This window comes from Pseudophaeobacter sp. 1A16562 (assembly GCF_041008785.1).
In the GTDB taxonomy this organism is placed as follows: domain Bacteria; phylum Pseudomonadota; class Alphaproteobacteria; order Rhodobacterales; family Rhodobacteraceae; genus Phycobacter; species Phycobacter gallaeciensis_A.
The window spans coordinates 218,363-243,306 of record NZ_JAXGFT010000003.1 but is presented as its reverse complement, the minus strand read 5'-3'; the positions used below and the strand labels follow the sequence as shown (position 1 = coordinate 243,306).

Below are 24,944 nucleotides of genomic sequence, written 5' to 3'. Positions count from 1 at the left end.
TCACCGCGCGCTGACCGAGTGGTAAGCGCGCGCAAGTATGCCCGCCAGCCGCCGGTCACCGGACCTGCACGCGGCCTGCGGCGGTGCGGGCGCGGTAGGCCGGACGGTACATATCCTCGACCGAGGCTGCCGGGTGATGGAAGCTGCCCGGCGTCACAGCCCGCGTGACATAGGCCAGCGTAACGGTTTCGGTGCCGCCGATATCTACCGCTGCCAAGAAGCGGTCAGAGCGGAACTCTGCATGGGTTGCCTGATCCAGCTTCAGCCAATCGAGATCGCGCAGATCGCCCGAGCGCAACAGGTTCGGATTGTCGATCTCAAACCCCGCCGGAAGCGGATCATCCACCATCAGCCGGGCACCGGTGCCTTCATGCGGCACCACGCTCAGCACGGTCACGAAACGCGCCCCGGTTTCCAAGCTCAGCTCTGCGATTGGTTCGCCCTCCAGCGTGTAATAGCTGCGGTTCAGCGTGTAGCCATAGCCGCCCGCCTCGGGCGCGACTACGGGCACGCCAAGAGTGGTCAGGGTGATCTCGGTGCTGCGTCCCGAAACTGCTGAAATGGATTTCCCCGTGGCTGCGGCGCTGCCATCCAGCACCTCGACGAAAGGTCCGGCAACGCTTTGACCATTGACCAGAAGACCGCTGTCTTCGGGGCTGGAGACCAACGCCTGCGCCGCCAGCAGAGTCCATGCGGCCTCCTGCGTGGACATCCGGCTGCCATCCTCGGTCACCCGGGCCATCAGGTATTCCTGACTGACCGCTGCGCTTCCGGCCTCACTTGCCAGCGCCAGGACCGCGGCGGCATCACGGCGATGGGTGCCGTAGTCAACCCGCCAGACCGGGGTTTCCGCGCCGCTGCGCCCCAGCATCTGCGCCGCCCGCCCGAACATGCGGTCGGCGCGGGGCTGATCGCCATAGGCCGCCAGCGCAGCGCCCAGCTGCGCCGCCGCCAGCGGGGTGGCGAAATCGCCTGCCTTCACATCGGCATAATAGCGCAGATCGCCCATGGCGGCGGCCCCTTCGCGGGCCAGCACCATCAGCGCATAGGCAATGTCCTCGCCTCCATTGTCGAAATCGGGGGCGTAGTTGATCCGGTTGCGCAGGTTGTCCATCGCCTGGGCAAAGGCTTGATCGGGCACCGCATAGCCCTGCGCCCGGGCGCGGGACAGGAAATCGCTGGCATAGGCATCAAGCCAGAAATCACCGCTTTCGGCGCGCCACAGGCCAAAGGCACCGTTGCTGGCCTGCCGCGTCAGCACCTTGCGGATCGCCGCATCAATGCGCGCCTTCACAGCCGGTCCATTGCCCAGACCCGCCGCCTCGGCCACCGAAGAGAGATAGAGCAGCGGCATCGCCGTCGAGGTCACCTGCTCGGTGCAGCCATAGGGGTAGCGATCCAGCTGCGCCAGAAGACCTGGCACGTCGAACTTGGCCAGAGGCCCGGCAGAAAGCACCGCCCGCGCCGAGCCGGGCCGCAGTCCGGCAAAGACATCGGCGCTGAACTGGAAACTGTCGCCGCCCGATAGCCGGAAGCGTCGGGTCTGCGCCACGACGGGGTCATTGGCCCGCACCGGCATTCGCAGCCGCTGCACCAACGGCAGCCCAGCGGGCGTCGTAAGGGTTAGCTCGATCTCGGGATCGCCCACAGCCTGCGCCGTCAGCGGCAATTCGAGCACCGCCTTGCCCTGCTCGGCCAGCGTTACCGCGCCCGGAAGGGGGCCAAGCTCCAGCCCCGTGCCGATGGCACGCGCCGACAGGGCCATCTCGCCCGCCGGTCCATCCGCATGCACGATCTCGATCCGGGCGCGACTGCTGTCGCCCGGCGCAAGGAAACGCGGCACGGTCGCGGTCACCACCACCGGATCGCGCACCAGCATGTCTGCCTTGGCCTGCCCGACCGCACGCTTTGACCAAGCCACTGCCATCAGCCGCACGGTGCCGTTGAAGGCAGGCAGATCGATTGGGAACAGCGCCTCACCATTGGAGTCCAGCTGCAAGGGGCCAGAGAAGACCGCCACAAGATCCTGCGTCGGCGGTGGCGATTGCATGCGCATGCCGTTATCCGCATCACCGCCCGACCGCACCTGCCCCATCGCGCCATTTCCGGGATCAATCAGCCGCCCGTAAAGATCGCGCAGCTCCATCCCCAGCCGCCGCTGGCCGTGGTAATGCGCAGAGGGATCGGGGCTTTTGAAACCGGTGAGGTTGAGAATGCCGAGATCAACAGCGGCAACCGTTAGCCAGACCTCTTCCCCCGCTGCGGCCCCATCGACCCGGACCCGGGCCATTTCGGTGCCGCGCGGACGGGCGACCTCAGGCACATTGATAGCAACCGACAGCTCCTGCCCCGGCTGGCTCACACTGGCATGCGCCAGACCCAGCGCCCGCGCCGGTGTCCGGCTGGCCTTGCCGGTGACGGGCTGCAGCACGGTTGCCGTCACATAGGCGCCGCTGCCCCAGGCTTCGGTCACCGTGAGGGGGATCGTGCTTTCGCCTGCGGGCACTTCGACGGCCATGCGGTCAATCAGATGGTTGGACACCACCGAGATCAGCGCGGTGCCCCCAGCCCGGGGTACGATACGCAGACGGGCAGTATCGCCGGGCTGATAGCTTTCCGCATCCAGCGACAGCTCCAGCCGGTCCGGGGTCGCGGCGCTATCCGCCGGGGCATACCAACCTGCATAGAAATCAAGCGCCGCCGTCACCGGCGTGCCATCCAGACGTTCGATGACCAGCTCATAACGGCCCCACTCCACCGGCTCGGACAGGTTCACCGGTTCCTGCCCCAGCGTTGTCTCGCCGGTGGCGATGCGGGTGCGGCGGGTGGTCGGCTCCCAGTTCCAGTTGCCGTAAAGCTGATACCACTGATAGCGCGTTTCGACCCGGTTCAGGGTCCATTTCACCTGCATCGGCAGGGGGGTGAGGTCAGGGTTGAGGGCGATCACCTCGAACCCGGCTTCGCTGCCCTCGCCCACCACATCATCGAACAGGGGACGAATGCCGATCACCGGGGTTGCGGGCCGCACCGGCAAGGTCAGCTCGCGCTCGACCGGGCGGGCGGCGCCATCCATGACGCGGGTCACGATGGTCGCCTGCATCGGTTTGCCCATCGTCGCCGCCGCTGGCAGCGACACCACGACCGAGGCCTGCCCCGCCGCATCCGTTTTATCGCCGCCAAAGTAAGAGCGCTGCGGGCTGCCGGGCGCATCATAGCGGCCAAAGCGATACCCCGGCCAAGCCGCAACCGTGTCGCTGGCGCTGAGCCGCAGATCGCCGTCGATGGTCAGCCCCGACCCCGGCGCGCCAAACAGATAGCGGGCCGAAATATCAAGCTGCGCCGCCTCGCCCGGCACCAGTGCCGCAGCATTCGCGACAGTCTGTGTGAAGTCGATCCGTTCGGGCAGGAAATCCTCGACCAGGAGCTGCCGGGTGGCCAGCGCAGGGGCCTTGGGATCCGTTTTCAGGTCCAGACGCCAAGTGCCGCGCGGCGCAGACTGACCGATTGGTAGGTTGAACACATGCCCCCCGGCCTGTCCGCCGTCTGATACCTGACGACTGTACTCCACCCCATCGGGGCGGTGCAGGATTGCGGTCACCGGCAGGTCGGTGATGGCGCGGGCACCGCTGTCGCGGGTCAGGGCGGTGACATGGATCACCTCCCCGGCCCTGTAGGCACCACGATCCGTCGCCAGGAAGACATCCACCGGCCCCGGCGCGGGACGACCTTCGACCCCGCGATCCGACAGATCGAACGCTGCATCCTTCAAAGATAGAAAGGAAAAATCTTCTTCCCCCTGCTGCGCCATGACCAGTGCCGGGGCAGCGGCGCCGCGCCCGCGCGACAGGCCTGGATCAAACCGGACATAGCCAGTGGCATCGGTCCGCGCCGTGGCCAGCACCGCGTTTGCATTTGAAATCAGCGTCACTTCGACATCCGCACGCGGCTTGGCGTCGGTGAGACCCTGCACCTGAACATGCAGCCCGTCCGCGCCGGACATGGTGCTGAGGCCCAAGTCCGTCAGCACAAACCATTGGGTCGCGCCGGGGTCCTCATACGGGTCGGCGCCGGGCACACGGGCCGTCAGCGCATAAATCCCTACCGGTCGGTCATCCAACACATCGACAAGCGGAATCCGGGTGGTCATGTCCTGGTTCAGCGAATCCTGAACGCTGGCCGTACCGGTCCAGACCTCCTGCCCGATGTCCGAGGCAAAGTATTCATCCTGCCAATGGGACAGCGGGCGGCCGAAATAACCTTCCTGCAAGGTGCGCAGCAGGTTGCGGTCGCTGACCTGCCGCAGTTGCAGCGCGACTTCGCGCAGGTTCACGGTCTCCACCGGCAGCGCCACCTGATCAGATTTCGCCAGTACATAGGCCCGGCCTGGGAAACGGACCGATGGAGTTCTGTCGCGCACGTAATGGGTCAGTTCGACCTCTTTGCTCAGGACCTCACCACTGGCCGCAGGCAGACCGCGCCGCAAAGCGATTCGGTAACGCTCGCCATGTTCGGCGCCATCAAGGCAAAGCTGGCGACCATTTGCCTCGGCAGCCAGTTCGGCCCCGGCCCCTTTGACGTAATCGCCATAATCCACACCGCTGCGAGCCAGATCTTCGGAGAACTCCACGCAGATACGCGGCGTGGCGCTGTCGCTTTCCACCGTGCTGTCGGTGACGCGGAAGCCATATTTTCCGATAGCCTCATCCAGCAGCGCCGCAGTGTCGGCGCGGGGCGCAAGATCCTGCGCCAGACGCAGCACCGAAAGCATGTCGCGGCCACGCCCCAGACTTTCCAGCGCCCGCCCGGCCGTCACCAAAGCCTCGGCCTGCAAAGGCGCAGACTCGGCCCGCAGGTATCCGTTCAACGCCGCAGCCAGCGCCTGCTGACGTTTGGCGTTCTTGTTCTGCTTGCTCTGGTCTGCGATTCGCAGCCACAGGGCGGAAACCTCGGTCCACAGGGCCGGATCATCGTTCACAGCGACTGCCGCGCTGAGCCAGCCAAGCGCGCTTTGCACCCCGCCTGACCGCGCCTGACCGCGCCCGGCGCGGATCATATCCTCCAGGGTTTCACCGCGAGATGGGTAGCGCAGACCAATCTCCCGGGCCTGCCGCAATGCCGCCTGCATATCGGCGGGGCGCAGACGGTCCAGCCGCCCTGCCCGTTGGGAGGCCGCCGCCTGCTGCGCCGCAGATATTGGGCGTTTCAGCGCCGAAATCGCACCGGTGTAGGGCGTAGCCTCTTTCATTTCGGACTTTGGAAAACAGGCGTTTGCCTTGTTGTTATAAGAAAATCCGGCGCAGGCCTGCTGCGCGCTGCAGGCCCTTTGGCAGGCGTTCAGATCCGTATCGAAAAGGGCCTGCAGATCGGATCCGTAATAGTCAGTATCCGCAAAGGACTGGTACCGCACCTGTGGCAAAACGCGATCCGGCCCCGCCTGCACCGACGCTGCAAAAAAACCGAGAAATGAAAGCAAAACAATAAGAAACCGATCCAACATGGCACCCTCCGAACTGAGGTTAAGCTTGCACGCACTTAACGCCATAGCAAGGTTTCCCGTCGTAACACCAATCATGGCCAATTTGCCGCCCGAGTTCAGGCTCGGAGTAAACACGCCATTTAATTGAGGATGGAGCTAGCAGGGATGAACCTTGCCGAGAAACTCGCTGAGGAACGCCGGGCACGCCTGGCGGCAGAGCGGCTGCTTGAACTGAAGCAGGCCGAGCTGACCGCAGCGAATCGCAAACTCGGGCGTCACGCGCTGGCTCTGACCCGGCAGATCGGCGTGACCCAGGCCGAAGTCGCCAACGTACGCGACGAAAACGCCAAGGTGAAATCCGACCTCAGCATGGCCAACGAAAAGATCGAAAAGGCCGAACGTCGGCTGTGGCATTCGATCCAGGCCTTTCAGGACGGCTTTGCCTTCTTTGATTCCGACAGCAAGCTGATCGGCGCCAACACTGCCTATCTGAACATCTTTGACGGGCTGGAGGAAATCACCCCCGGAGTCTCCTATGTGCGGATCCTTCAGATCCTGACAGACGAAGGTCTGGTCAATACCGAAGAGCTCAAGCCGGATCACTGGCGGTCGATGATGACCGATCGCTGGATGTCCCTGAAACCAGAACCCATCGTGATCCGGATGTGGGACGACCGTTATCTGCGGCTGTTCGATCAGCGCGGACAGGGCGGCGATGTGGTCAGCCTTGCGCTCGATATCACCTCCTCGGTCCGTTACGAGGAAGAGCTGCGGGCCGCCCGCGAACGCGCCGAATCCGCCAACCGCGCCAAATCCGCCTTCCTCGCCAATATGTCCCACGAGATCCGTACGCCGATGAATGGCGTCATCGGCATGGCCGAACTTCTCAGCGACACCGAGCTGAGCGAGGAGCAGCGTCTTTACGCCAATACGATCAAGAACTCAGGCGAGGCGCTGTTGGTCATCATCAACGACGTGCTCGATTATTCCAAGATCGAAGCGGACAAGCTGGCACTGCACCCCGAGGCCTTTGACCTGGAGCGCAGCATCCACGAGGTGGTCATGCTGCTGCAACCCACGGCCCGGGACAAAGGCCTGGCGATGCTGGTGGATTACGACATCTTCCTACCGACCCGTTTCATCGGAGACCCCGGCCGTATTCGTCAGGTTCTGACCAACCTGGCCGGCAATGCGCTCAAGTTCACCAAGGAAGGTCATGTCACCCTCCGGGTCACCGGTGTAACCAACCCGGACGAGAACCTGTGCTGGATTCATGTCACCATCGAAGACACCGGCATCGGCATTCCTGCGGAGAAGATCGAGCACATCTTTGGCGAGTTCAACCAGGTCGAGGATGAGCGCAACCGCAAATTCGAAGGCACCGGTCTGGGCCTTGCCATCTCCAAACGTCTGATCGGCATGATGCGCGGCGAGATCTGGGTCGAAAGCGAGGAAGGCCAGGGATCCTGTTTCGGTTTCCGCCTGCCGCTTCCGATTCCGCAAGGGGCGCATACCTCGGTTCCCGAGATGACACCCGGCCTGAAGCGGATCCTGCTGGTCGACGATCTGCAGCTCAACTGCGAAATTCTGCAACGCCAGCTGAAACTGCGCGGCATCGATGTGACCACCGCCCATACCATCGCTGACGCCATGGATGCGATGGCCGCGGACATCGATCTGGTGATCTGTGAACATGGCCTGCCTAGCGGTGGCGGCGTGCAACTGGCCCGTGATCTGCGCAACGGCAAATGGAACGACGTGCCCCTCCTACTGCTCAGCTCCAACCCGCACACGGTGCAGGACGCCGACGTAGAAGAGCTGAAGCTATATATTCTGCAAAAGCCCACGCCGCGGGATGAGCTGTTTGAAAAGCTAAACGAGATCGCGGCCGCCCTGCCTGGAGCGCAGCCTGCAGCGCCGGACGCGGAACCGGGTGCCGCCCCCGGGGAGTTGACCCTGGAAGAGGCCTATGCCGCCGACAACGCCAAGGTGGTGTCCCCCGACGGTGAAGGTGCTGTTCTGGACCAATCCGAAGATCTGGCCTCGGCCCCCCGGCAGATGCGGGTTCTGGCAGCCGAGGACAACAAGACCAACCAGCTGGTGTTCCGCAAGATGGTCAAACATATCAATATCGACCTGCGCTTTGCCAATAACGGGGTCGAGGCCGTGGCGGCCTATCAGGACTTCGAACCGGATCTGATCTTCATGGACATTTCCATGCCGGTGATGGATGGCAAGCAGGCCACCATGGAAATCCGCAAGATCGAAGAGGAAACAGGCCGTCACGTGCCCATCGTCGCCCTGACTGCGCATGCCATGGCTGGCGATTCCGAAGGCATCCTGGCGGCGGGCCTGGATCATTATCTGACCAAACCTCTGCGCAAGGCGCTGATCCTCGAACGTATCGGTGAATACGCCCCGCAGGATGCCCAGCCGATCGATCTAAGCCCAGCCGCCTGATCCACCTCCACGACAGCGCCATGTGCAGATACCTTGTAGCTGCGAACGGCTCTGGGGCGGCACAAATGGGGCTGGCGGAGCTCAGCCGCGCAGGAACACCGGCTTGTCCGGCTCCGACAGCTCCGGTTTGTAGACGTAACCTCCGGTGTCGAAATCCTTCAGCGCCTCGGCATCGTTCAAACGGTGCTGGATGATATAGCGCGCCATCGCGCCGCGAGCCCGTTTGGCATAAAAACTGACGACCTTTGGCGTGTCGTTCTTCATCTCCATGAAGACAGGCGTGATCACCTTCGGCTTCAGCGCTTTCAGATCCACCGCGCCGAAATACTCCTGGCTGGCGCAGTTCACCAGAATATCGCTGCCTGTTTCTTCGGCCTGGCGGTTCAGGGCTTCGGCGATCTGGCTGCCCCAGTACTCATAAAGGTTCTTGCCGCGTTCGTTTTTCAGCCGCGATCCCATCTCTAGCCGGTAGGGCTGCATCCCGTCCATCGGCCGCAGCACCCCGTACAGCCCCGACAGAATGCGGAAATGATCCTGGGCCCAGGCCATTTCCTCGGCATCCAGCGAGGCGGCCTCAAGCCCCTGATAGGTATCGCCAGCAAACGCCAACGCGGCGGGGCGCAGGCTATCGGTGGCCGGCTTTTCCTCAAAGCTACGGAAGCGGTCGTAGTTCAGCTTGGCCAGATCCTCGCTGATATGCATCAGCTTCATCAGCTCGGCCACCGACAGCTCCCGCGCCACGGCGTTGAGACGCACCGCGTCCTCCTGAAAGGCAGGCGCGGTCATTTCCATGTCGCGCTCTTCCCAGTCCAGTTTTTTCGCAGGGGAAACCACTACCAGCATCTGTCATCCTCGCTCTGTTCTGGGCCAGACTTAGCCCGCGCCGCGCAAGACGTCCAGAAACGCCGCCGCGAAACGTTCCGCGCGGCGCTCTCCCAGCAGCCGTTCCAGCCCCGCCTCATCGCCCGGGCGCATCTGGGCCACCTTGGCCAGCAGCGACGCCGAGCAGCTGAGTGGTTTCAGCGTGCCGCATTCCCCCCGCGCCAGCTGCCCCTGCGCCTCCATCAGCGCATCGTACAAAGACCCCGCCCCGTCCCGTGTCGCCAGTTTGCGCCGCTGCGGGTGCATCTGTTCCACTGCGCCGGTGATCACGCTCAGGAATTCATCGCCATAGCGGTCCAGCTTCTTGGCGCCGACACCGCTGATGCGGGCCATCTGATCCAGCGTTTCGGGCCGCTGTTCAGCCATCTCGATCAGGGTGCGATCCGGGAAGATCACATAGGCAGGCACCTTCTGCGCCTCGGCCAGCGCCCGGCGCTTTGCCTTCAGCGCCGACAAGAGCGGCGCGTCCTCGTCCGAGACCAGCGCCTTCACGGCCGGGCGCCTGTCAGCGGTCTTGATGGTATCCTTGCGCAACTCGATCCCGGCCTCGCCGCGCAGCACCGGCAGGGCCGCATCGGTCATACGCAGCGCGCCGTGGCGCTCGGGGTCCGGGCGCACCAGATCGTGCCCCATCATCTGCCGGAACACCGCCTGCCACTGGCCCTTGGCGTATTCCTTGCCGCAGCCAAAGACCGACAGCTCATCATGGCGTTTGGCCCGCACCCGGTCGGTTTCGGTCCCGCGCAGGATGTCGATCAGATGCCCAGCGCCATAGGTTTCCTGCGTGCGCAGGATCGCCGACAGCGCCTTGCGCACCGCCGTGGTGCCGTCAAAGACCTCCACCGGGTTGTCGCAAAGATCGCAGTTGCCGCAGGGCTCTGCCGTTTCGCCGAAATAGGACAGAAGGTTTTGACGGCGGCATTTCAGCGCCTCGGCCAGCCCCAGCAGGGCGTTCAGCCGCGCATGATCCGCAGCGCGGCGTTCCGGCGGCGCCATGCCTTCGTCGATCTGGCTGCGGCGCAGGCGGATGTCCTCGGGCCCGAACAGGGTCAGGGTTTCCGCAGGCGCGCCATCGCGGCCCGCGCGGCCGATTTCCTGATAATAGGCCTCGATGCTTTTGGGCAGATCCGCATGGGCAACCCAGCGGATGTCGGGCTTGTCGATGCCCATGCCAAAGGCCACCGTCGCCACCACGATCAACCCGTCCTCGCGGGCAAAGCGGGTTTCCACGATGCGCCGGTCCTCGGCCTCCATGCCACCGTGGTAGTGACAGGCCACATGCCCCTCTTCGCGCAGCGCGGCGGCCAGCGCCTCGGTCTTGGCCCTTGTGCCGCAATAGACGATGCCGGACTGCCCCTTGCGGGCGGCAGCAAAGCCGAGGATCTGACGGCGCGGGCTGTCCTTGGTGCCAAAGGCCAGATGGATATTGGGCCGGTCGAAGCCGCGCAGGAAGGCGCGCGGCGCCTGTCCATCGAACAGCTTCTGAACGATCTCTTCCTGGGTTTCCTGATCCGCCGTCGCGGTAAAAGCCGCCAGTGGCACGCCCAGCGCCTGGCGCAGCTCGCCGATGCGCAGGTAATCGGGGCGGAAATCATGGCCCCACTGGCTGACGCAATGCGCCTCATCCACCGCGATCAACGAAACACCGATACGCCGCAGCATCCCCATCGCCGCCCCCGAAGCGAGCCGTTCCGGCGCCATGTACAAAAGCTTCAGCCGCCCCGCCTCGATCGCCTCCCAGACGGCCTCGGTCTCTTCCTCGGTATTGCCCGAGGTGAGCGCACCGGCGGCAACCCCAGCTTCCTGCAAGGCGCGCACCTGATCACGCATCAGAGCGATCAGCGGCGAGATCACCACCGTGACCCCATCGCGTATCAGGGCAGGCAATTGGAAGCACAGGGATTTACCGCCACCCGTCGGCATGATGGCCAGAACGTTTTCGCCTGCGGTCACCGCATCGACGATCTCTTCCTGTCCGGGGCGGAAGGCATCAAAACCGAAAATATCGCGCAGCAGCGGGGTCGCCTGTGGCAGGTCTGTCGTCTGCGTCATCAAAGGGAGGGCCTCAAGGGAGTGTCTGCTCGGATTTGGCACACAATCCCACAGGAGGAATCGGGCGGCAAGAGGCCGCCCAGTTAAATCACCGGTCTATTCCGCGAACATGGCGCACCGAACAGGCGCTGCCCGGCCTCACGGCCAGGCCAGACTGGATCAGTAAAACATCATCATGTTGTTCTGGATGATGATGCGCAGCGCATAGACCGCGATCAGCACCAGAAGCGGCGCCAGATCGATCCCCTGCATATTGGGCAGCAGGCGGCGGATCGGCGCGTAAAGAGGCTCAAGGATGCGGTTGAGACCATACCAGATCTGCGCCACGAACTGCTGGTTCAGGTTCAAGACCTGGAAATTGATCAGCCAGCTCATGATCACATGCGCGATGATGAAGAACCAGACGATGTCCAGGATCAAAAGCAGAATTTGAAACAGCGATAACATCCTATTCCCCTATGTTAGCCAGCGTAACAGGTAAGCAGCCGGGTGCAGATGCGCAAGGCTTCCGCGAGGTTGCGGTTGACGGGCGGTAAATGGGTGGCAACACGGGCACATCGCAAAGGAAAGACTGCCCATGTTTCCCATCGTCCGCTTGCTGAAAGATCTGTTTGTCGCCAGCCGCATGGACCCCCTGCCGCTCACGGCCGTGCATCGCTCCAGCCATATCTGCTGGCCCTGGGATCTGGATATCTGGCTGGAGCTGAACAACGGCCGCGCGATGACGCTGTATGATTTGGGGCGCACCATGCTGGCGCAGCGCGTCGGGCTGATCGGCGCATTGCGCCAGAACCGCTGGGGGATGACTGTGGCGGGCACCTCGGTGCGCTTCCGCCGCCGTATCCGGGGCTTTGAACGCTTCGAGATGCGCAGCCGCGCCGTGGCCTGGGATGACAAGTTCATCTATCTGGAGCAATCCATGTGGAAAAAGAACGGCGAATGCGCCAGCCACGTGATGCTGCGCACCGCCGTCACGGACGCCAAGGGCATCGTCCCTCCGACAAAGGTGCTGGCGGCCGTCGGTCAGGGGGACGCCGAAACCCCGACAATGCCCGAGTGGATCGCAGCCTGGTGTCAGGCTGATGCCACACGCCCCTGGCCACCGATGGCAGAGACGCAGGATGGGCTTGCTTCGTAATGTCAGCACCTGTCTTATCGGCAACAACAAAAGGTCGGGGGGATGGGCGACATGGCTGAGGTGTCACAGAAAAAGCGGATCTGGGGGTGGTGGTTCTTTGATTGGGCCAGCCAGCCCTATCACACGCTGCTTGTAACCTTTGTCTTTGGCCCCTTCTTTGCCGCCGTTGCCGCGCAGCATTTTCTGGGCCAGGGGCTGGCCGAGGAAGCCGCCAAGGCGCAGGCACAGACCATCTGGTCCATCGGCATGACCGTGACCGGGCTGCTCATCGGCTTTGGTGCGCCATTTCTGGGCGCACTGGCGGATATTTCGGGGCGAAAGATGCCCTGGATCATGGTGTTTTCCATGATGTACCTGATCGGCGCCTGGGGACTTTGGTACATGGATCCGGCAGGCAGCAACCTGTGGTGGATGCTGATCAGCTTCGGCTTTGGCTTTATCGGCGCTGAATTCGCCCTGATCTTCGTCAACGCGCAATTGCCGTCGATGGGCAGCAAGGAAGAGGTCGGCGCCATCTCCGGCTCCGGTTTCGCCTTTGGTTATCTTGGCGGGGTGATCGCGCTCTTTATCATGCTGCTGCTGTTCGTGGAGCAAGGCAACGGCAAGACCCTGATCGGTCTTGATCCCATTCTGGGGCTTGATGCCGAAGCAAAAGAGGGGACCCGCGCCGTCGGCCCGGTGACCGCCATCTGGTTCGCCGTCTTCATGGTTCCCTATTTCCTGTGGGTGCATGACAACCACGCCACCGGTCAGCGTGGCAGCATGGGCCGGGCGGTTCGGATGGTAATCAATCTGGTGGCCGGGCTGCGCCACCGCGCCAGCCTGACCAGTTACCTCGTCTCCTCGATGCTTTACCGAGATGCGCTCAATGGGCTTTATGCCTTTGGCGGTGTCTATGCGAGCCTGGTTCTGGACTGGTCGATCACCAATATCGGTATCTTCGGTATCATCGCCGCGATCTCGGCGGCCCTGTTCAGTTGGCTGGGCGGCAAGGCGGACAAACGCCATGGTCCCAAGCCGGTGATCATTGTCGCCATTCTGGTGCTGACGCTGGTCTGCATTACCGTGGTCTCCATGTCGCGGGAGCAGTTCTTTGGCGTCGCACTATCCGAAGGTTCCTCCCTGCCCGATGCCGTATTTTTTGGCTGCGGCGTTCTGATTGGCGGCTTCGGCGGAATCCTGCAATCCGCCAGCCGCAGCCTGATGGTGCGCCACACGGATCTCGCCAAAGCCACGGAAAGCTTTGGACTTTATGGGCTTTCCGGGCGCGCGACTGCTTTCCTCGCGCCCGCGCTCATCGGCATTGCAACCACAATCACCGGCAGCGCCCGACTTGGTATCACTCCCGTCATCGGACTTTTTGTTCTAGGCTTGATTCTGTTGAAATGGGTTGAGGCCGAGGGAGACCAGACGTGAGACTGCTGTTTGCAACGCTTGTCGCGATTGCCGGGCTGATCGGGCCAGTTGCGGCGGAAACCCCGGCCAAGCAACTGTTCGGCGCCAAGGCGGTCGGATCCCAGCAACGGCCTGCACCGCTTGGCTCTTATGCCAAGGGCTGCGTCGCGGGGGCCGTGCAACTGCCGGAAACCGGCCCGACATGGCAGGCCATGCGCCTGTCGCGCAACCGCAACTGGGGCCACCCCGAGACCGTCGATTTCATCCGTGACCTTAGCACATTCGCGGCCCGGCAACCGGGCTGGAAGGGGCTTTATATCGGTGACATCAGCCAGCCGCGCGGCGGCCCGATGCTGTCCGGCCACCGCAGTCACCAGATTGGCCTTGATATCGACATCTGGATGCGTCCGCCGGACCGGCTGAACCTCAGCCGCGCCCAGCGCGAAAAGGTCTCCTCGATCTCCATGCGCCGGGCCAAGGGCGCCTTTGTGAACAGTGACTGGACCCGTCAGCACCACGAGATCCTCAAGGCCGCCGCCAGCGACAAACGCGTGGCGCGGATCTTTGTCTTTCCCGGCGCCAAGGTTCAGATGTGCAAGGATGCCAAGGGCGACCGGCGCTGGTTGCGCAAGATCCGCCCCTGGTGGGGCCATCACTATCATTTCCACGTGCGGCTCAACTGTCCACGCGGCGCACGCGGCTGCGTCGATCAGAACCCGCCCCCGCGCGGCGATGGCTGCGCCGATGCGCAGAAATGGGTCGATGACATCCTGAACCCGCCGCCGCCCAAGCCGCGCGATCCCAATGCGCCAAAGCCCAAGCCGCGCCGCGACTACACGATGAAGGATCTGCCCCGGCAATGCGCCGCAGTCCTGCAATCAGATTAAGCCTTGCCCTCATGGCTGCAGCTGCGCTGGCCGTGGCGACCTACGCAGGCGCCCGCGCCGGGCGGGTGTCGGCTGAGGCGCGGCTGATCGGCAGCTATACCTGGGCGCCCCCGGTGCAGCCCGAAAAACCCTGGTTCGGCGGCTTTTCCGGCATCGAGATGGGCAAGGACGGCCGCTCCATGATCCTGCTCAGCGACCGGGCGCATCTGGTGAGGGCCCGGATCAATCGTACAGAGGGCAGGATCACCTCGGCGCGCGTCACCAAAAGACGCAGCCTGCGAGCCTCGACCGGGCGTATCCTGCAAGGGCGCATCGTCGACAGCGAAGGGCTGGCCGTTGCCCCCGATGGCAGCCTTTATATCTCCTTCGAAGGGGTGTCGCGCGTGGCGCATCACCAGCGTGGAGGCAGCCGGGCGGAGGTCCTGCCCCGCCCCAACGCTTTCCGGCAGATGCCCGCCAACAAGGCGTTGGAGGCGCTGGCCATAGACGGCGCCGGTCACCTTTACACCCTGCCGGAAAACGCCCCGGACAAGGACGGAAACCTGCCGGTCTGGAAGTGGGACGGCAGTGAATGGAGCCAGCCCTTCAGCCTGCCCCGGCGTGGAAGGTTCATGCCGGTGGGGGCGGATTTCGGCCCCGACGGGCGGTTCTACCTGCTGGAGCGTAACTTCCTGTTCTTCGGCTTCCGCAGCCGCCTGCGGCGCTGGGATATCACCGAGGACGGGCCGCAGAACGAAACCACCCTGCTGCAGACCGCGCTCGGCACCCACGATAATCTCGAAGGGGTGTCAATCTGGCGCGACGCAGCGGGAGTCTTGCGCGCAACGATGGTCTCTGACGATAACTTCCTGTCAGTGCAGCGCACCGAACTTGTGGAATACAGCCTACCCGATTGACCCCGGCTGCTGCCGCATGCCACCGCGCAAAAGGACGCGCCCGCAGCGTGCCCTGCACGCTGCCCGGCCCAACGGGCGGGGGGACATCTGTGATGTCTCACCGGCGGGCGGGAGCCTCCCCTGTCTTGCCAATAGCGTCAAAAAGGACTAACTGGCCCGATCCTTAGCGCAATCGCCCTGCGCCGGGTACATTCCACAAGTCTCCGCTACCTTGTCAAAACGGACCAGTTACATGACACGTTCCTATTTTCCCGGCATTCTTGCCATGGCCGCCGTCGTTGTGGCCTCCAACATCCTGGTGCAATTCCTGTTCGGCCAATGGCTGACCTGGGGCGCCTTCACCTATCCTGTCGCCTTTCTCGTCACCGATGTGATGAACCGCGTCTACGGCAAGGGCCCGGCGCGCCGGGTCGTTCTGGCTGGTTTCGTAGTTGGGGTGATCTGCTCCCTGATCGGCACCCAGATCATGGGCGAATTCGGCCCGCTGGTCACCCTGCGCATCGCGATTGGCTCGGGCCTTGCCTTCCTCACCGCGCAGCTGCTGGATATCTCGGTCTTTTCCGCCTTGCGCGATGGCAAATGGTGGCGTGCACCGCTGGCTTCGACCCTTGTCGGTTCCAGCGTCGACACCGCGATCTTTTTCACCGTGGCCTTTTCCGGCGCGCTCAGCTGGATCGAACCGGCCAATGATGTCTCCTGGGCCGGTGAGATGCTGCCGCTGCTGGGCAGCGGTCCCGTGGCGCCGCTCTGGGTCTCGCTCGCTCTGGCAGACTGGATGGTGAAACTGGCGCTGGCGCTGCTGGCGCTGATCCCTTTCCGGCTGATCGTCAAACGGCTCACCGCGGTCCCCACCCTGTAGGGATCGCCCAAAAGGGCCAGCTGCCAAGAAATCAGACACGCTTCGCCGCCTTTTCCCGATTGCCGCAATTTTTGTTTGGCAGATCGGAAATTCCGTGCAACGCTCATTGGTAACGGAAACAGAAATGTAAAGGAGGTGATCCAGTGTCAAGAAAGGTATTGGAGCAAGGTGTTGGAACAACCGGAGGGTCCGCCTGCTGAGGCAGCCCTTTGCTGTGTGGTCCTATCGGCTGGCCTGCAAGATGCAGATCTAACCGACCCGACCTCCTGAAAACTTTCGAAGGGCCGTCCCGCAAGGGGCGGCCCTTTTACCTTGACGCCTTTTACCTTGCTGCAAGCCGCTGTAGGCTTTGGCCGTTATGATACGGATCGACAACGATATCGCCCTGCAGGACTGGGAAATCACCGAAAGCTTCATCCGCGCCTCTGGGCCGGGTGGGCAGAACGTGAACAAGGTGGCCACCGCCGTCGAACTGCGCTTCGAAGCCGCGCGCTCGCCCTCGCTGACACCGGCGGTCAAGGCGCGCCTGAAACGTCTGGCCGGGCGGCGCTGGACCAAGGAAGGCGCCATTATCCTGCATTGCGACGAAACCCGCTCGCAGCAGCGCAACCGCGATATCGTGCGCGACAGGCTCGCTGATCTGGTGCGCCAGGCGCTGGTGGCCCCAAAACGGCGGATCGCCACCAAACCGACACGCGGCTCGGTGCGCCGCCGCCTGGAGGCCAAGAAACAGCGCGGCCAGATCAAGGCCGGCCGCGGCAAGATCGACCCGGACTGATCTCGCATTGCACCTGCCCAAATCGCTGTTAAAGCTATCAAAACGAGATTTGGGAGATAACGTATATGCGGCTTGCAGGAAAAACAGCGATTGTCACGGGTGGTGCCTCGGGATTTGGCGCGGGCATTGTAGAAAAGTTTCTGGCCGAAGGGGCCAAGGTTATGATTGCGGACATCAACGGGGATGCCGCAGCCGCCATGGCGGCGGATCTGGGCCCGAATGCCATCGCGCAGGCGGTCGACGTTGCGGACGGTGCATCGGTCGATGCCATGGCAGAGGCCGCCCTGACCGCCTTTGGCCAGGTGGACATTCTGGTCAACAATGCAGGCGTCACCCACTTGCCGACGCCGCTGGATGAGGTGTCAGAGGAAGATTTTGACCGAGTGTTCAACGTGAACATGAAATCGGTCTACCTGACCGCCCGCGCCCTGGTGCCGCACATGAAGAGCCGCAAAACCGGCGCCATCCTCAATGTTGCCTCCACGGCTGGCGTGTCGCCGCGCCCCAACCTCAACTGGTACAATGCCTCAAAGGGCTGGATGATCACCGCGACCCGTACCATGGCGGTGGAGCTGGCCCCCAGCGGCGTACGCGTCAACGCGATCAACCCGGTGGCCGGTGAAACGCCGCTGCTGAAATCCTTCATGGGCGAGGACACTCCCGAGGTGCGCGCCAAGTTCCTGTCGACCATCCCGCTGGGCCGGTTCTCCACGCCCGAGGACATGGGCAATGCCGCCTGTTTCCTGTGCTCGGACGAGGCCAGCATGGTCACCGGTGTCGCCATGGAAGTGGACGGCGGTCGCTGCATCTGACCCCGCGCAATCACCACTCGGAAACGACACGTCAGGAGAGCCGCCATGCGTCCCGGACCCCGCAACCTGATCACCGACGTGCCCGGCCTGCTGGTCGGCAATGCAGCGGATGATGACCTGAAATCAGGCACCACGGTGCTGACGGCCAAGGACGGCCTGACGGCCTCGGTTCACGTCATGGGCGGGGCCCCGGGGACGCGGGAAACCGATCTTCTGGCGCCCGACAAATCGGTTGCCAAGATCGACGCGCTGGTGCTGTCCGGCGGCTCTGCCTTTGGCCTTGATGCCTGTTCCGGCGTGGTGGATGCGTTGCGCGCAGCGGGCCGGGGATTCCGGCTGGGACCGGCGGTGATCCCGCTGGTGCCCGGCGCCATCATCTTTGACCTGCTGAACGGCGGCAACAAGGACTGGCAGGACAACCCCTATCGCGCCCTTGGCCGCGCCGCGTTCGAGGCCGCAAGTGAGGAGTTTGCCATCGGCACCGCCGGGGCAGGCACCGGCGCACTGACCGCCATGGTCAAGGGCGGGCTTGGCTCGGCTTCCTTCGTGCTGGACAGCGGTGTCACCGTTGGTGCCCTTGTCGCAGCCAACCCGATGGGCGCCGTGACCACGCCGGGGGATCGCCATTTCTGGGCCGCCCCGTTTGAGGTGGATGGCGAGTTCGGCGGTCTGGGACCGGACCCGAGGGGTGGATTGGGTCAGGCGCTGAACAGCCGCAAGATGCAGACCATGCGGGCGCAGGCCGGGGCCGAACCAATCCCCGAGGAGCGCGGCAATACCACCATTGCCATCGTCGCCACCGACGCCGATCTGACCAAGGCGCAGTGCCAGCGCATGGCCACCGCCGCCCATGACGGCATTGGCCGCGCCACCGTTCCGGCCCATGCGCCGGGCGATGGCGATCTGGTCTTTGCCGCCACCACCGGCGCCCGCCCTCTGGAAACGCCCGAGGCCGAATTGGGCCAGATCGGCCATGCTGCGGCGCTGTGCCTCAGCCGCGCCATCGGCCGTGCGATCTATAACGCAGAGCCCACCGACGGCGACCTTTTGCCCTGCTGGAGCGGTGCGTCCGGCACCCTGTCGCAGTAGCAAGATCACGCGAACTTGGGGCGGCGCGTCAAAACGTCCATTGACTATGCGCGCCAAAGACCTCGTATTCCCTACAGCCAACTCAAATTGGAGCAAGCATATGAAACGTCTGATGTCCGCCGCCGTAATTGGCCTTCTCGCCGTCCCCGCCTTCGCCGAAGGCGATGCCGCCAAGGGCGAAAAGGGATTCAAGAAATGCAAATCCTGCCACATGGTCGTCTCGGACAGCGGCGAAACCATCGTCAAGGGCGGCAAGACCGGTCCGAACCTCTGGGGTGTCGCTGGTCGTCCGGCAGGCAGCTACGAAGGTTTCAAATACGGTAGTGACATGACCGCCGCCGGAGAAGCAGGCCTGGTCTGGACCGAAGAGAACTTTGTCGCCTTCACGCATGACCCCCGTGGCTTCCTGCGCGAATACCTGGACGACAGCGGTGCAAAATCGAAAATGTCCTTCAAGCTGAAAAAAGGCGGCGAGGATATCTACGCCTTCCTGGCCTCGCACGGACCCGCCGCCTCTGAATAAGCGATAGGCGCGGATTTAATCACTACAGGCCGCGGCCCAAGGGGCGCGGCCTTTCGCGTAATTGCGCTTGATCGTGTTTGCGAATAACGAATTGAAGATGCGGTGAGCGGACCCTTGTCCAAAGCCGCTGACGGGAATTGAAACGGACCTGAACCCGCGATGACTCATCCGATCCCGGCCTGGGTGAACGGCGAACTGACACCGGTTGAAAAGCTTGCGGCCCATGAACAAGGGCTGAAGCACAAGGCCGTGTCGGTCTTCGTGGTCAAAGGCACCGAAATCCTGATGCAGCGCCGCGCCATGGGCAAGTATCACACCCCCGGCCTGTGGGCGAACACCTGCTGCACCCATCCGATGTGGGACGAGGCCTCCTCCGCCTGCGCCGTGCGTCGCATGGGCGAAGAGCTGGGCATTACCGGCCTTTACCCCGAATTCCGCCACCAGCTGGAATACCGCGCCGATGTCGGACACAGCATGATCGAACACGAGGTGGTCGATGTCTTTCTGGCCCATGCCCATCGGCCGCTGAACCTGGAGCCCAATCCGGACGAGGTGATGGACACGCGCTGGATCGACTATCACGACCTGATCGCAGAGGTGCAGCGCCACCCCGACCGGTTTACCCCTTGGCTGAAGATCTATCTTGGCAACTACGCCGATGTCATCTTTGGCCCCGATCTGATCATCGCCGCCCAGGATTGAGCCTGCACAGACCGGGGCCCGGGTCTGTGCCTTCGGGGTGAGTCAGCGCGCACTTGCTCTGATCAGATGAAGCATGTTTTCTAGGGCACCAGACCGAACAGGAGAAACGCGGAATGACCCTTCTCATCGCAGGTGGCGGCATTGCCGGCCTGACACTTGGATTGACGCTGCACCAGATCGGTGTGCCCTTTCACATCTGCGAATCCGCGCCCGAGCTGAAACCGATGGGGGTTGGCATCAACCTGCAACCCAATGCGGTGCGGGAACTCTTGGATCTGGGGCTGGAAAAAGAACTGGACGCCATCGGCGTGCGCACCCGGCAGCTGGGGTTCTACACCAAGCTGGGCAAGACGATCTGGGAAGAACCGCGCGGCATGGATGCAGGCTATGCCTGGCCGCAGTATTCGGTGCATCGCGGCGCCCTACAGATGATGCTTTATGAGGCGCTGGTGGCCCGCGCCGGGGCAGAATGCATTTCGACCGATGCCCGCGCCACCGGCTTTGAAACCACACCCGAGGGCGCCGTGCTTTTGCTCGACGATGGGCGGCGTCTCGACGGACGGTTGCTGATTGCGGCCGACGGCATCCACTCGGCCCTGCGCAAACAGATGTACCCGAACGAAGGCGAGCCGATCTGGAACGGCCGGATCCTGTGGCGCGCCACGACGCAGGCCCCGGTCTGGAGCGGTGGCGGCGCCATGGTGATGATCGGCCACAACGCCCTGCGCATGGTGGCCTATCCGATTTCGGACCCCGGCAACGACGGTCTGGCAACGATCAACTGGATTGCCGAGAAAAGCTTTGATCCGAGTGCTGCCTGGAAGAAGGAAGACTGGAACCGCGCGGCGGATATCGAGGATTTCGTCGGCGATTTCGAGGACTGGACATTCGACTGGATCGACGTACCCGGCCTGATCCGCGGCGCTGATGTGGTTTATGAATACCCGATGGTGGACCGCGATCCGTTGCCGAAATGGACCGACGGATCAGTGACGTTGATGGGCGATGCGGCACATCCGACCTATCCTGTCGGCTCGAATGGGGCGAGCCAGGCCATTCTTGATGCCCGCCTGATCGGCGCCGAACTGCTGCGACACGGGCTGACCCCTGCCGCGCTGGAAGCCTATGAGGCGGCGGTGCGCCCGCTGACCACCAACGTCGGCCTCGCCAACCGCAGCGCCGGCGGCCCGGATGCGGTGCTGCAGATGGTCGAGGATCTCTGCGGTGGCGATTTCGAGACCGTCGAGGATGTGATCCCCATGGAGGATCTGGCCGCCCATGCGGCGAAGTACAAATCCATCGCCGGCTTCAGCATCGAAGAGCTGAACGCCCGCCCCCGCACGATAGCCGAAGGCGCTCAGCTGGACTGAACCACCTCGGCTGCTACAGGGGCGCTCCCGCCGCTTTCCCGTGTCATCAAAGATGACGCGGTCTGCGTTGGGCCCGGCGGCGCACGATGTGCGCCGCGACAGGTTTTGCTGAGAAGCGTTTCAGGGGCAGGTCTGCCCTGAAAGCGCCTGTTCCAGTTTGGGACTGCGCCGAGTCGCCTCAAGGGTGCCCCCGCCTGCGGCGGGGCCGCTCGAGCGGCCCTTGACCCGAATCGGCGCGGGTTTGACCCGCAGGATCAGACGCCGATCACCGCCTGCACCGCCCGTTTCCAGCGACCGTAGGCGGCCTCTCTCTGGTCCGCCTCCATCGCGGGTGTGAACTGGCGATCCCGGGCCCAGGTTGCGGCAAAGCCGCTCTGGTCGGGATAAATACCGGCCTTCATGCCCGCCAGCCAGGCCGCGCCCAGCGCCGTGGTTTCCTGCATTACCGGCCGGTCGACCGGGGCGCCGAGGATGTCCGACAGGCTTTGCATGGTCCAGTCGCTGGCGCTCATCCCGCCATCGACGCGCAGGGTGACGCTATCTTCGGCGGCCTCCTGCCAGTCGGCGCGCATCGCCTCCCACAGATCGCGGGTCTGATAGGCGACGCTTTGCAATGCGGCACGGGCGAATTCCGCCGGGCCGGAATTGCGGGTGAGACCAAACATGCCACCGCGGCAATCCGGTTCCCAATAGGGCGCGCCGAGGCCAGTGAAGGCCGGCACCAGGATCACGTCCTGCCCGGGGTCTGCCGAGGCTGCCAGACCGCCGGTTTCCTGCGCCGATCCGATGATGCCGAGCCCGTCGCGCAGCCATTGCACTGCCGCACCTGCGATAAAGATCGATCCTTCCAGCGCATAGGTCGGCTGGCCATCCAACTGATAGGCGATGGTGGTCAGCATCCGGTTGCGGGATTCAACCGGTGTCGCGCCGGTATTGAGCAATGCAAAACAACCGGTGCCATAGGTAGATTTCATCATGCCGGGCTGGAAACAGGCCTGACCGATGGTGGCCGCCTGCTGATCCCCCGCCACGCCGAGGATCGGGATTTCAGCGCCGAAATGCTCGGCCGCAGCGATGCCGAAGTCTGCGGCGCAATCTTTCACTTCGGGCAGCATCTGCATCGGCACATCCAGAACCTCGCTGATCTCGGCGCTCCAGCCACCTTTGCGGATGTCATACATCAGCGTGCGCGCAGCATTGGTGGCATCGGTCACATGGGCGGCGCCGCCGGTCAACCGCCAGATCAGGAAACTGTCCACGGTGCCGAACATCAGCTTGCCCTCGGCCGCGCGGCTGCGGGCGCCGGGCACGCTGTCGAGGATCCACTTGACCTTGGTGCCGGAAAAATAGGGATCGAGCAGCAGACCCGTCGTCTTGTGTACCAGATCGCCATGCCCGGCGGTACGCAGCTCTTCGCAGATCGCCGAGGTGCGGCGGTCCTGCCAGACGATGGCCTTGTGGATGGCCTGGCCGGTTTCCCGATCCCAGACCACCGTGGTTTCGCGCTGATTGGTGATGCCGATGGCGGTGATATCAGATGCCGAAATGCCCTGTTCCGCGATCACCCGGCGGCAGACCTCCAGCGTAGAGGACCAGATCTCCTCGGGGTCGTGTTCCACCCATCCCGCCTGCGGGAAATACTGCGGGAACTCCTGCTGCGCGGTATGGGCGACCTGCATCTCCCCGTCGAACAAAATCGCCCGCGTCGAGGTCGTGCCCTGGTCGATCGCCAGAATAAAACTCATCTCCTGCCCTCTCTCCTGTCTTCTGAGGGCAGACTTTAGACGCAAAAGTGTTAGCGCGACCAGACCCGACTAATCACTTAGTTGCGGAACCGCGATATTGTCGATCAGCCGCACCCCATCGAGCCATGCCGCCACCAGGAGCCGCGCGGGCCGGGTTGGGGTTTGCAGCGGTGCCAGAGTGTCAGCGCAGCGCAGGTCCAGATATTCGACCTCACCAAAACCCGCGGCCTGCAGGGCGGCGCGCGCCTCTGGCTCGATCTGGTCGAAGGTTTCCCCGGCAGCCAGTCGATCCGCGCAGCCCGTCATGATGGGATAAAGCCGACCGGCCTTGTCCAAAGCCTCCGCCGACAGGCGCATATTGCGCGAGGACATCGCCAGACCAGAGTCTTCGCGTACGGTGGGGCAGCCTACGACTTCGATCGGGATATCGAGATCCCGCGCCATGCGGCGCACCACCATCAGCTGCTGGAAATCCTTTTCGCCGAAAAACGCCTTGTGGGCGCCGGTCTGCAGAAAAAGCTTGGCCACAACGGTGGCGACACCATCGAAATGTCCGGGCCGGAAGGTGCCCTCCAGAACGTCTGTGATACCTTCGACCGAGACCGAGGTGGCATAGCCATCGGGATAGATCTGATCGGGGTCCGGTACATAGACCACATCGACATCGAACGGCGCGAGTTTTTCGGCGTCCGCCTGTTCGGTGCGCGGGTATTTGGCCAGATCCTCGGGGCTGTTGAATTGCCTCGGGTTCACGAAAATGGTCACGATGACCCGGTCGCAGGCTGCCTTGGCCGCCTCGACCAGCGACAGGTGACCGGCGTGCAGGGCGCCCATCGTGGGCACGACACCGACGAGTTCACCAGCGCGGATCCAGGTGGCATGTTGTTCGCGAAGATCCGCAAGGCGGCGCAAAATAGGAGCAGTCATCGTTTTGGTCAGCCCTTCTTGGCGCCGGGCGCCGCATCCGCGAAAACATGTTCAGCCGCCGGGAAGCTACGGCTGCGCACCTCGGTCGCGTATTCCTTGATCGCGGCCTCGGCCATGGGGCCAAGATCAGCATAGCGTTTGACAAACTTCGGTTTGAAGGCGGCGAACATGCCCAGCATGTCATCCAGCACCAGAACCTGCCCGTCGCAGCCTGCCGAGGCACCGATACCAATAGTCGGAATGACGATCTCTGCGGTGATCTGATCGGCCAGGGCCTGCGGCACCTTTTCCAGCACCACGGCAAAGGCGCCAGCCTCGGCCACGGCGTGGGCATCGGCAATCACCGCCTCTGCCTGCTCATTGCGGCCCTGCACCTTGTAACCGCCCAGCGTGTTGACCGACTGCGGCGTCAGACCGATATGCGCCATCACCGGGATGCCGCGTTTGGCAAGAAACCGGATGGTCTCGGCCATCTCGACCCCGCCTTCCAGCTTGACCGCGCCAGCACCGGTTTCGCGCATCAGCCGCGCCGCATTGCCAAAGGCCTGTGCCGGGCCCTCCTCGTAGCTGCCAAAAGGCATGTCGATCACCATCAGCGCCCGTTTCAGCCCCCGCGCCACCGCCTGACCGTGCAGGATCATCATCTCCATGGTGACGCCCAGAGTCGAGGGCAGCCCATGCAGCACCATTCCGACACTGTCCCCCACCAGAACGAAATCGCATGTGTCATCCATCAGCCCCGCCATCGGGGTGGTATAGGCTGTCAGGCTGACGATGGGATCCTGGCCCTTTCGGGCGCGGATATCTTCGGCCGTGATGGCCCTGGTCTGGAGGTTCGCGCTCATCTTCTTCCCACGTTGGTTTTGGGTTGCGGAGGGGTATCATTTCGCACCCGCAGCATCCAGTGCGCGAAATGTCTCCCCCCTAGTCTCTTTCTGCCGCAACGCCAAAAC

The 24,944-nt window shown here is 63.5% G+C and carries 19 protein-coding genes; 12 read left to right on the top strand and 7 right to left on the bottom strand.

Annotated features, from left to right (window positions below; translation table 11 throughout):
• Positions 1–55 precede the first annotated feature (55 nt).
• Entirely contained in the window at positions 56–5,497 is a 5,442-nt protein-coding gene (locus SM764_RS05530; protein ID WP_369001226.1) for an alpha-2-macroglobulin family protein, read from the bottom strand.
• A 144-nt stretch (positions 5,498–5,641) separates the two neighbouring features.
• Between SM764_RS05530 and SM764_RS05525 the strand changes: the two genes are divergently transcribed.
• Positions 5,642–7,936, top strand: coding sequence for a response regulator (locus tag SM764_RS05525; RefSeq protein WP_368947831.1), 2,295 nt, complete (start codon positions 5,642–5,644; stop codon positions 7,934–7,936).
• A gap of 81 nt (positions 7,937–8,017) precedes the next feature.
• On the opposite strand, the gene yaaA is transcribed toward SM764_RS05525, so the two are convergent.
• The 3 genes from yaaA to SM764_RS05510 all read right to left on the bottom strand — a co-directional run bounded on the left by yaaA (position 8,018) and on the right by SM764_RS05510 (position 11,317).
• Entirely contained in the window at positions 8,018–8,779 is a 762-nt protein-coding gene (gene yaaA, locus SM764_RS05520) for a peroxide stress protein YaaA (RefSeq protein ID WP_274831616.1), read from the bottom strand.
• Positions 8,780–8,809: 30 nt separating this feature from the next.
• Complete coding sequence (gene recQ, locus SM764_RS05515; RefSeq protein ID WP_369001225.1) at positions 8,810–10,870, bottom strand: DNA helicase RecQ; 2,061 nt, start codon at positions 10,868–10,870, stop codon at positions 8,810–8,812.
• Between the two features lie 159 nt (positions 10,871–11,029).
• Positions 11,030–11,317 carry a YggT family protein gene (locus SM764_RS05510; protein WP_065272230.1) on the bottom strand — a complete coding sequence of 96 codons (288 nt, stop codon included), beginning with the start codon at positions 11,315–11,317 and terminating at the stop codon, positions 11,030–11,032.
• A 130-nt stretch (positions 11,318–11,447) separates the two neighbouring features.
• Between SM764_RS05510 and SM764_RS05505 the strand changes: the two genes are divergently transcribed.
• The 11 genes from SM764_RS05505 to SM764_RS05455 all read left to right on the top strand — a co-directional run bounded on the left by SM764_RS05505 (position 11,448) and on the right by SM764_RS05455 (position 21,319).
• Entirely contained in the window at positions 11,448–12,008 is a 561-nt protein-coding gene (locus tag SM764_RS05505) for an acyl-CoA thioesterase (protein ID WP_274831618.1), read from the top strand.
• 51 nt (positions 12,009–12,059) lie between these two features.
• A complete protein-coding gene (locus SM764_RS05500; protein ID WP_065273671.1) occupies positions 12,060–13,424 on the top strand; it encodes an MFS transporter in 1,365 nt (454 codons plus the stop codon).
• Between the two features lie 5 nt (positions 13,425–13,429).
• Entirely contained in the window at positions 13,430–14,290 is an 861-nt protein-coding gene (gene mepA, locus SM764_RS05495; protein WP_274831758.1) for a penicillin-insensitive murein endopeptidase, read from the top strand.
• Positions 14,263–15,186: an esterase-like activity of phytase family protein gene (locus tag SM764_RS05490; RefSeq protein WP_369001224.1), complete on the top strand. Its 924-nt coding sequence runs from the start codon at positions 14,263–14,265 to the stop codon at positions 15,184–15,186. The genes mepA and SM764_RS05490 overlap by 28 nt, the downstream gene beginning before the upstream one ends.
• Before the next feature lie 232 nt (positions 15,187–15,418).
• Complete coding sequence (locus tag SM764_RS05485; RefSeq protein ID WP_369001223.1) at positions 15,419–16,045, top strand: queuosine precursor transporter; 627 nt, start codon at positions 15,419–15,421, stop codon at positions 16,043–16,045.
• A gap of 358 nt (positions 16,046–16,403) precedes the next feature.
• On the top strand, positions 16,404–16,823 hold the full coding sequence (gene arfB / locus SM764_RS05480) for an alternative ribosome rescue aminoacyl-tRNA hydrolase ArfB (protein WP_065272226.1): 420 nt from the start codon (positions 16,404–16,406) through the stop codon (positions 16,821–16,823).
• A 65-nt stretch (positions 16,824–16,888) separates the two neighbouring features.
• Complete coding sequence (locus SM764_RS05475) at positions 16,889–17,635, top strand: SDR family oxidoreductase (RefSeq protein WP_274829451.1); 747 nt, start codon at positions 16,889–16,891, stop codon at positions 17,633–17,635.
• A 45-nt stretch (positions 17,636–17,680) separates the two neighbouring features.
• Positions 17,681–18,724, top strand: a complete 1,044-nt coding sequence (locus SM764_RS05470) for a P1 family peptidase (RefSeq protein WP_369001222.1) — start codon at positions 17,681–17,683, stop codon at positions 18,722–18,724.
• A gap of 100 nt (positions 18,725–18,824) precedes the next feature.
• Entirely contained in the window at positions 18,825–19,247 is a 423-nt protein-coding gene (locus SM764_RS05465; protein WP_369001221.1) for a c-type cytochrome, read from the top strand.
• A gap of 159 nt (positions 19,248–19,406) precedes the next feature.
• Positions 19,407–19,949, top strand: coding sequence for an isopentenyl-diphosphate Delta-isomerase (gene idi / locus SM764_RS05460; RefSeq protein WP_065272222.1), 543 nt, complete (start codon positions 19,407–19,409; stop codon positions 19,947–19,949).
• A gap of 113 nt (positions 19,950–20,062) precedes the next feature.
• Complete coding sequence (locus SM764_RS05455; RefSeq protein ID WP_369001220.1) at positions 20,063–21,319, top strand: flavin-dependent oxidoreductase; 1,257 nt, start codon at positions 20,063–20,065, stop codon at positions 21,317–21,319.
• 254 nt (positions 21,320–21,573) lie between these two features.
• Here SM764_RS05455 and glpK read toward each other — a convergent pair whose 3' ends face one another.
• The 3 genes from glpK to panB all read right to left on the bottom strand — a co-directional run bounded on the left by glpK (position 21,574) and on the right by panB (position 24,836).
• Positions 21,574–23,064 carry a glycerol kinase GlpK gene (gene glpK, locus SM764_RS05450; RefSeq protein ID WP_369001219.1) on the bottom strand — a complete coding sequence of 497 codons (1,491 nt, stop codon included), beginning with the start codon at positions 23,062–23,064 and terminating at the stop codon, positions 21,574–21,576.
• 69 nt (positions 23,065–23,133) lie between these two features.
• Positions 23,134–23,991: a pantoate--beta-alanine ligase gene (panC, locus tag SM764_RS05445; protein ID WP_369001218.1), complete on the bottom strand. Its 858-nt coding sequence runs from the start codon at positions 23,989–23,991 to the stop codon at positions 23,134–23,136.
• An 8-nt stretch (positions 23,992–23,999) separates the two neighbouring features.
• Positions 24,000–24,836, bottom strand: coding sequence for a 3-methyl-2-oxobutanoate hydroxymethyltransferase (gene panB, locus SM764_RS05440; RefSeq protein WP_369001217.1), 837 nt, complete (start codon positions 24,834–24,836; stop codon positions 24,000–24,002).
• Positions 24,837–24,944 lie beyond the last annotated feature (108 nt).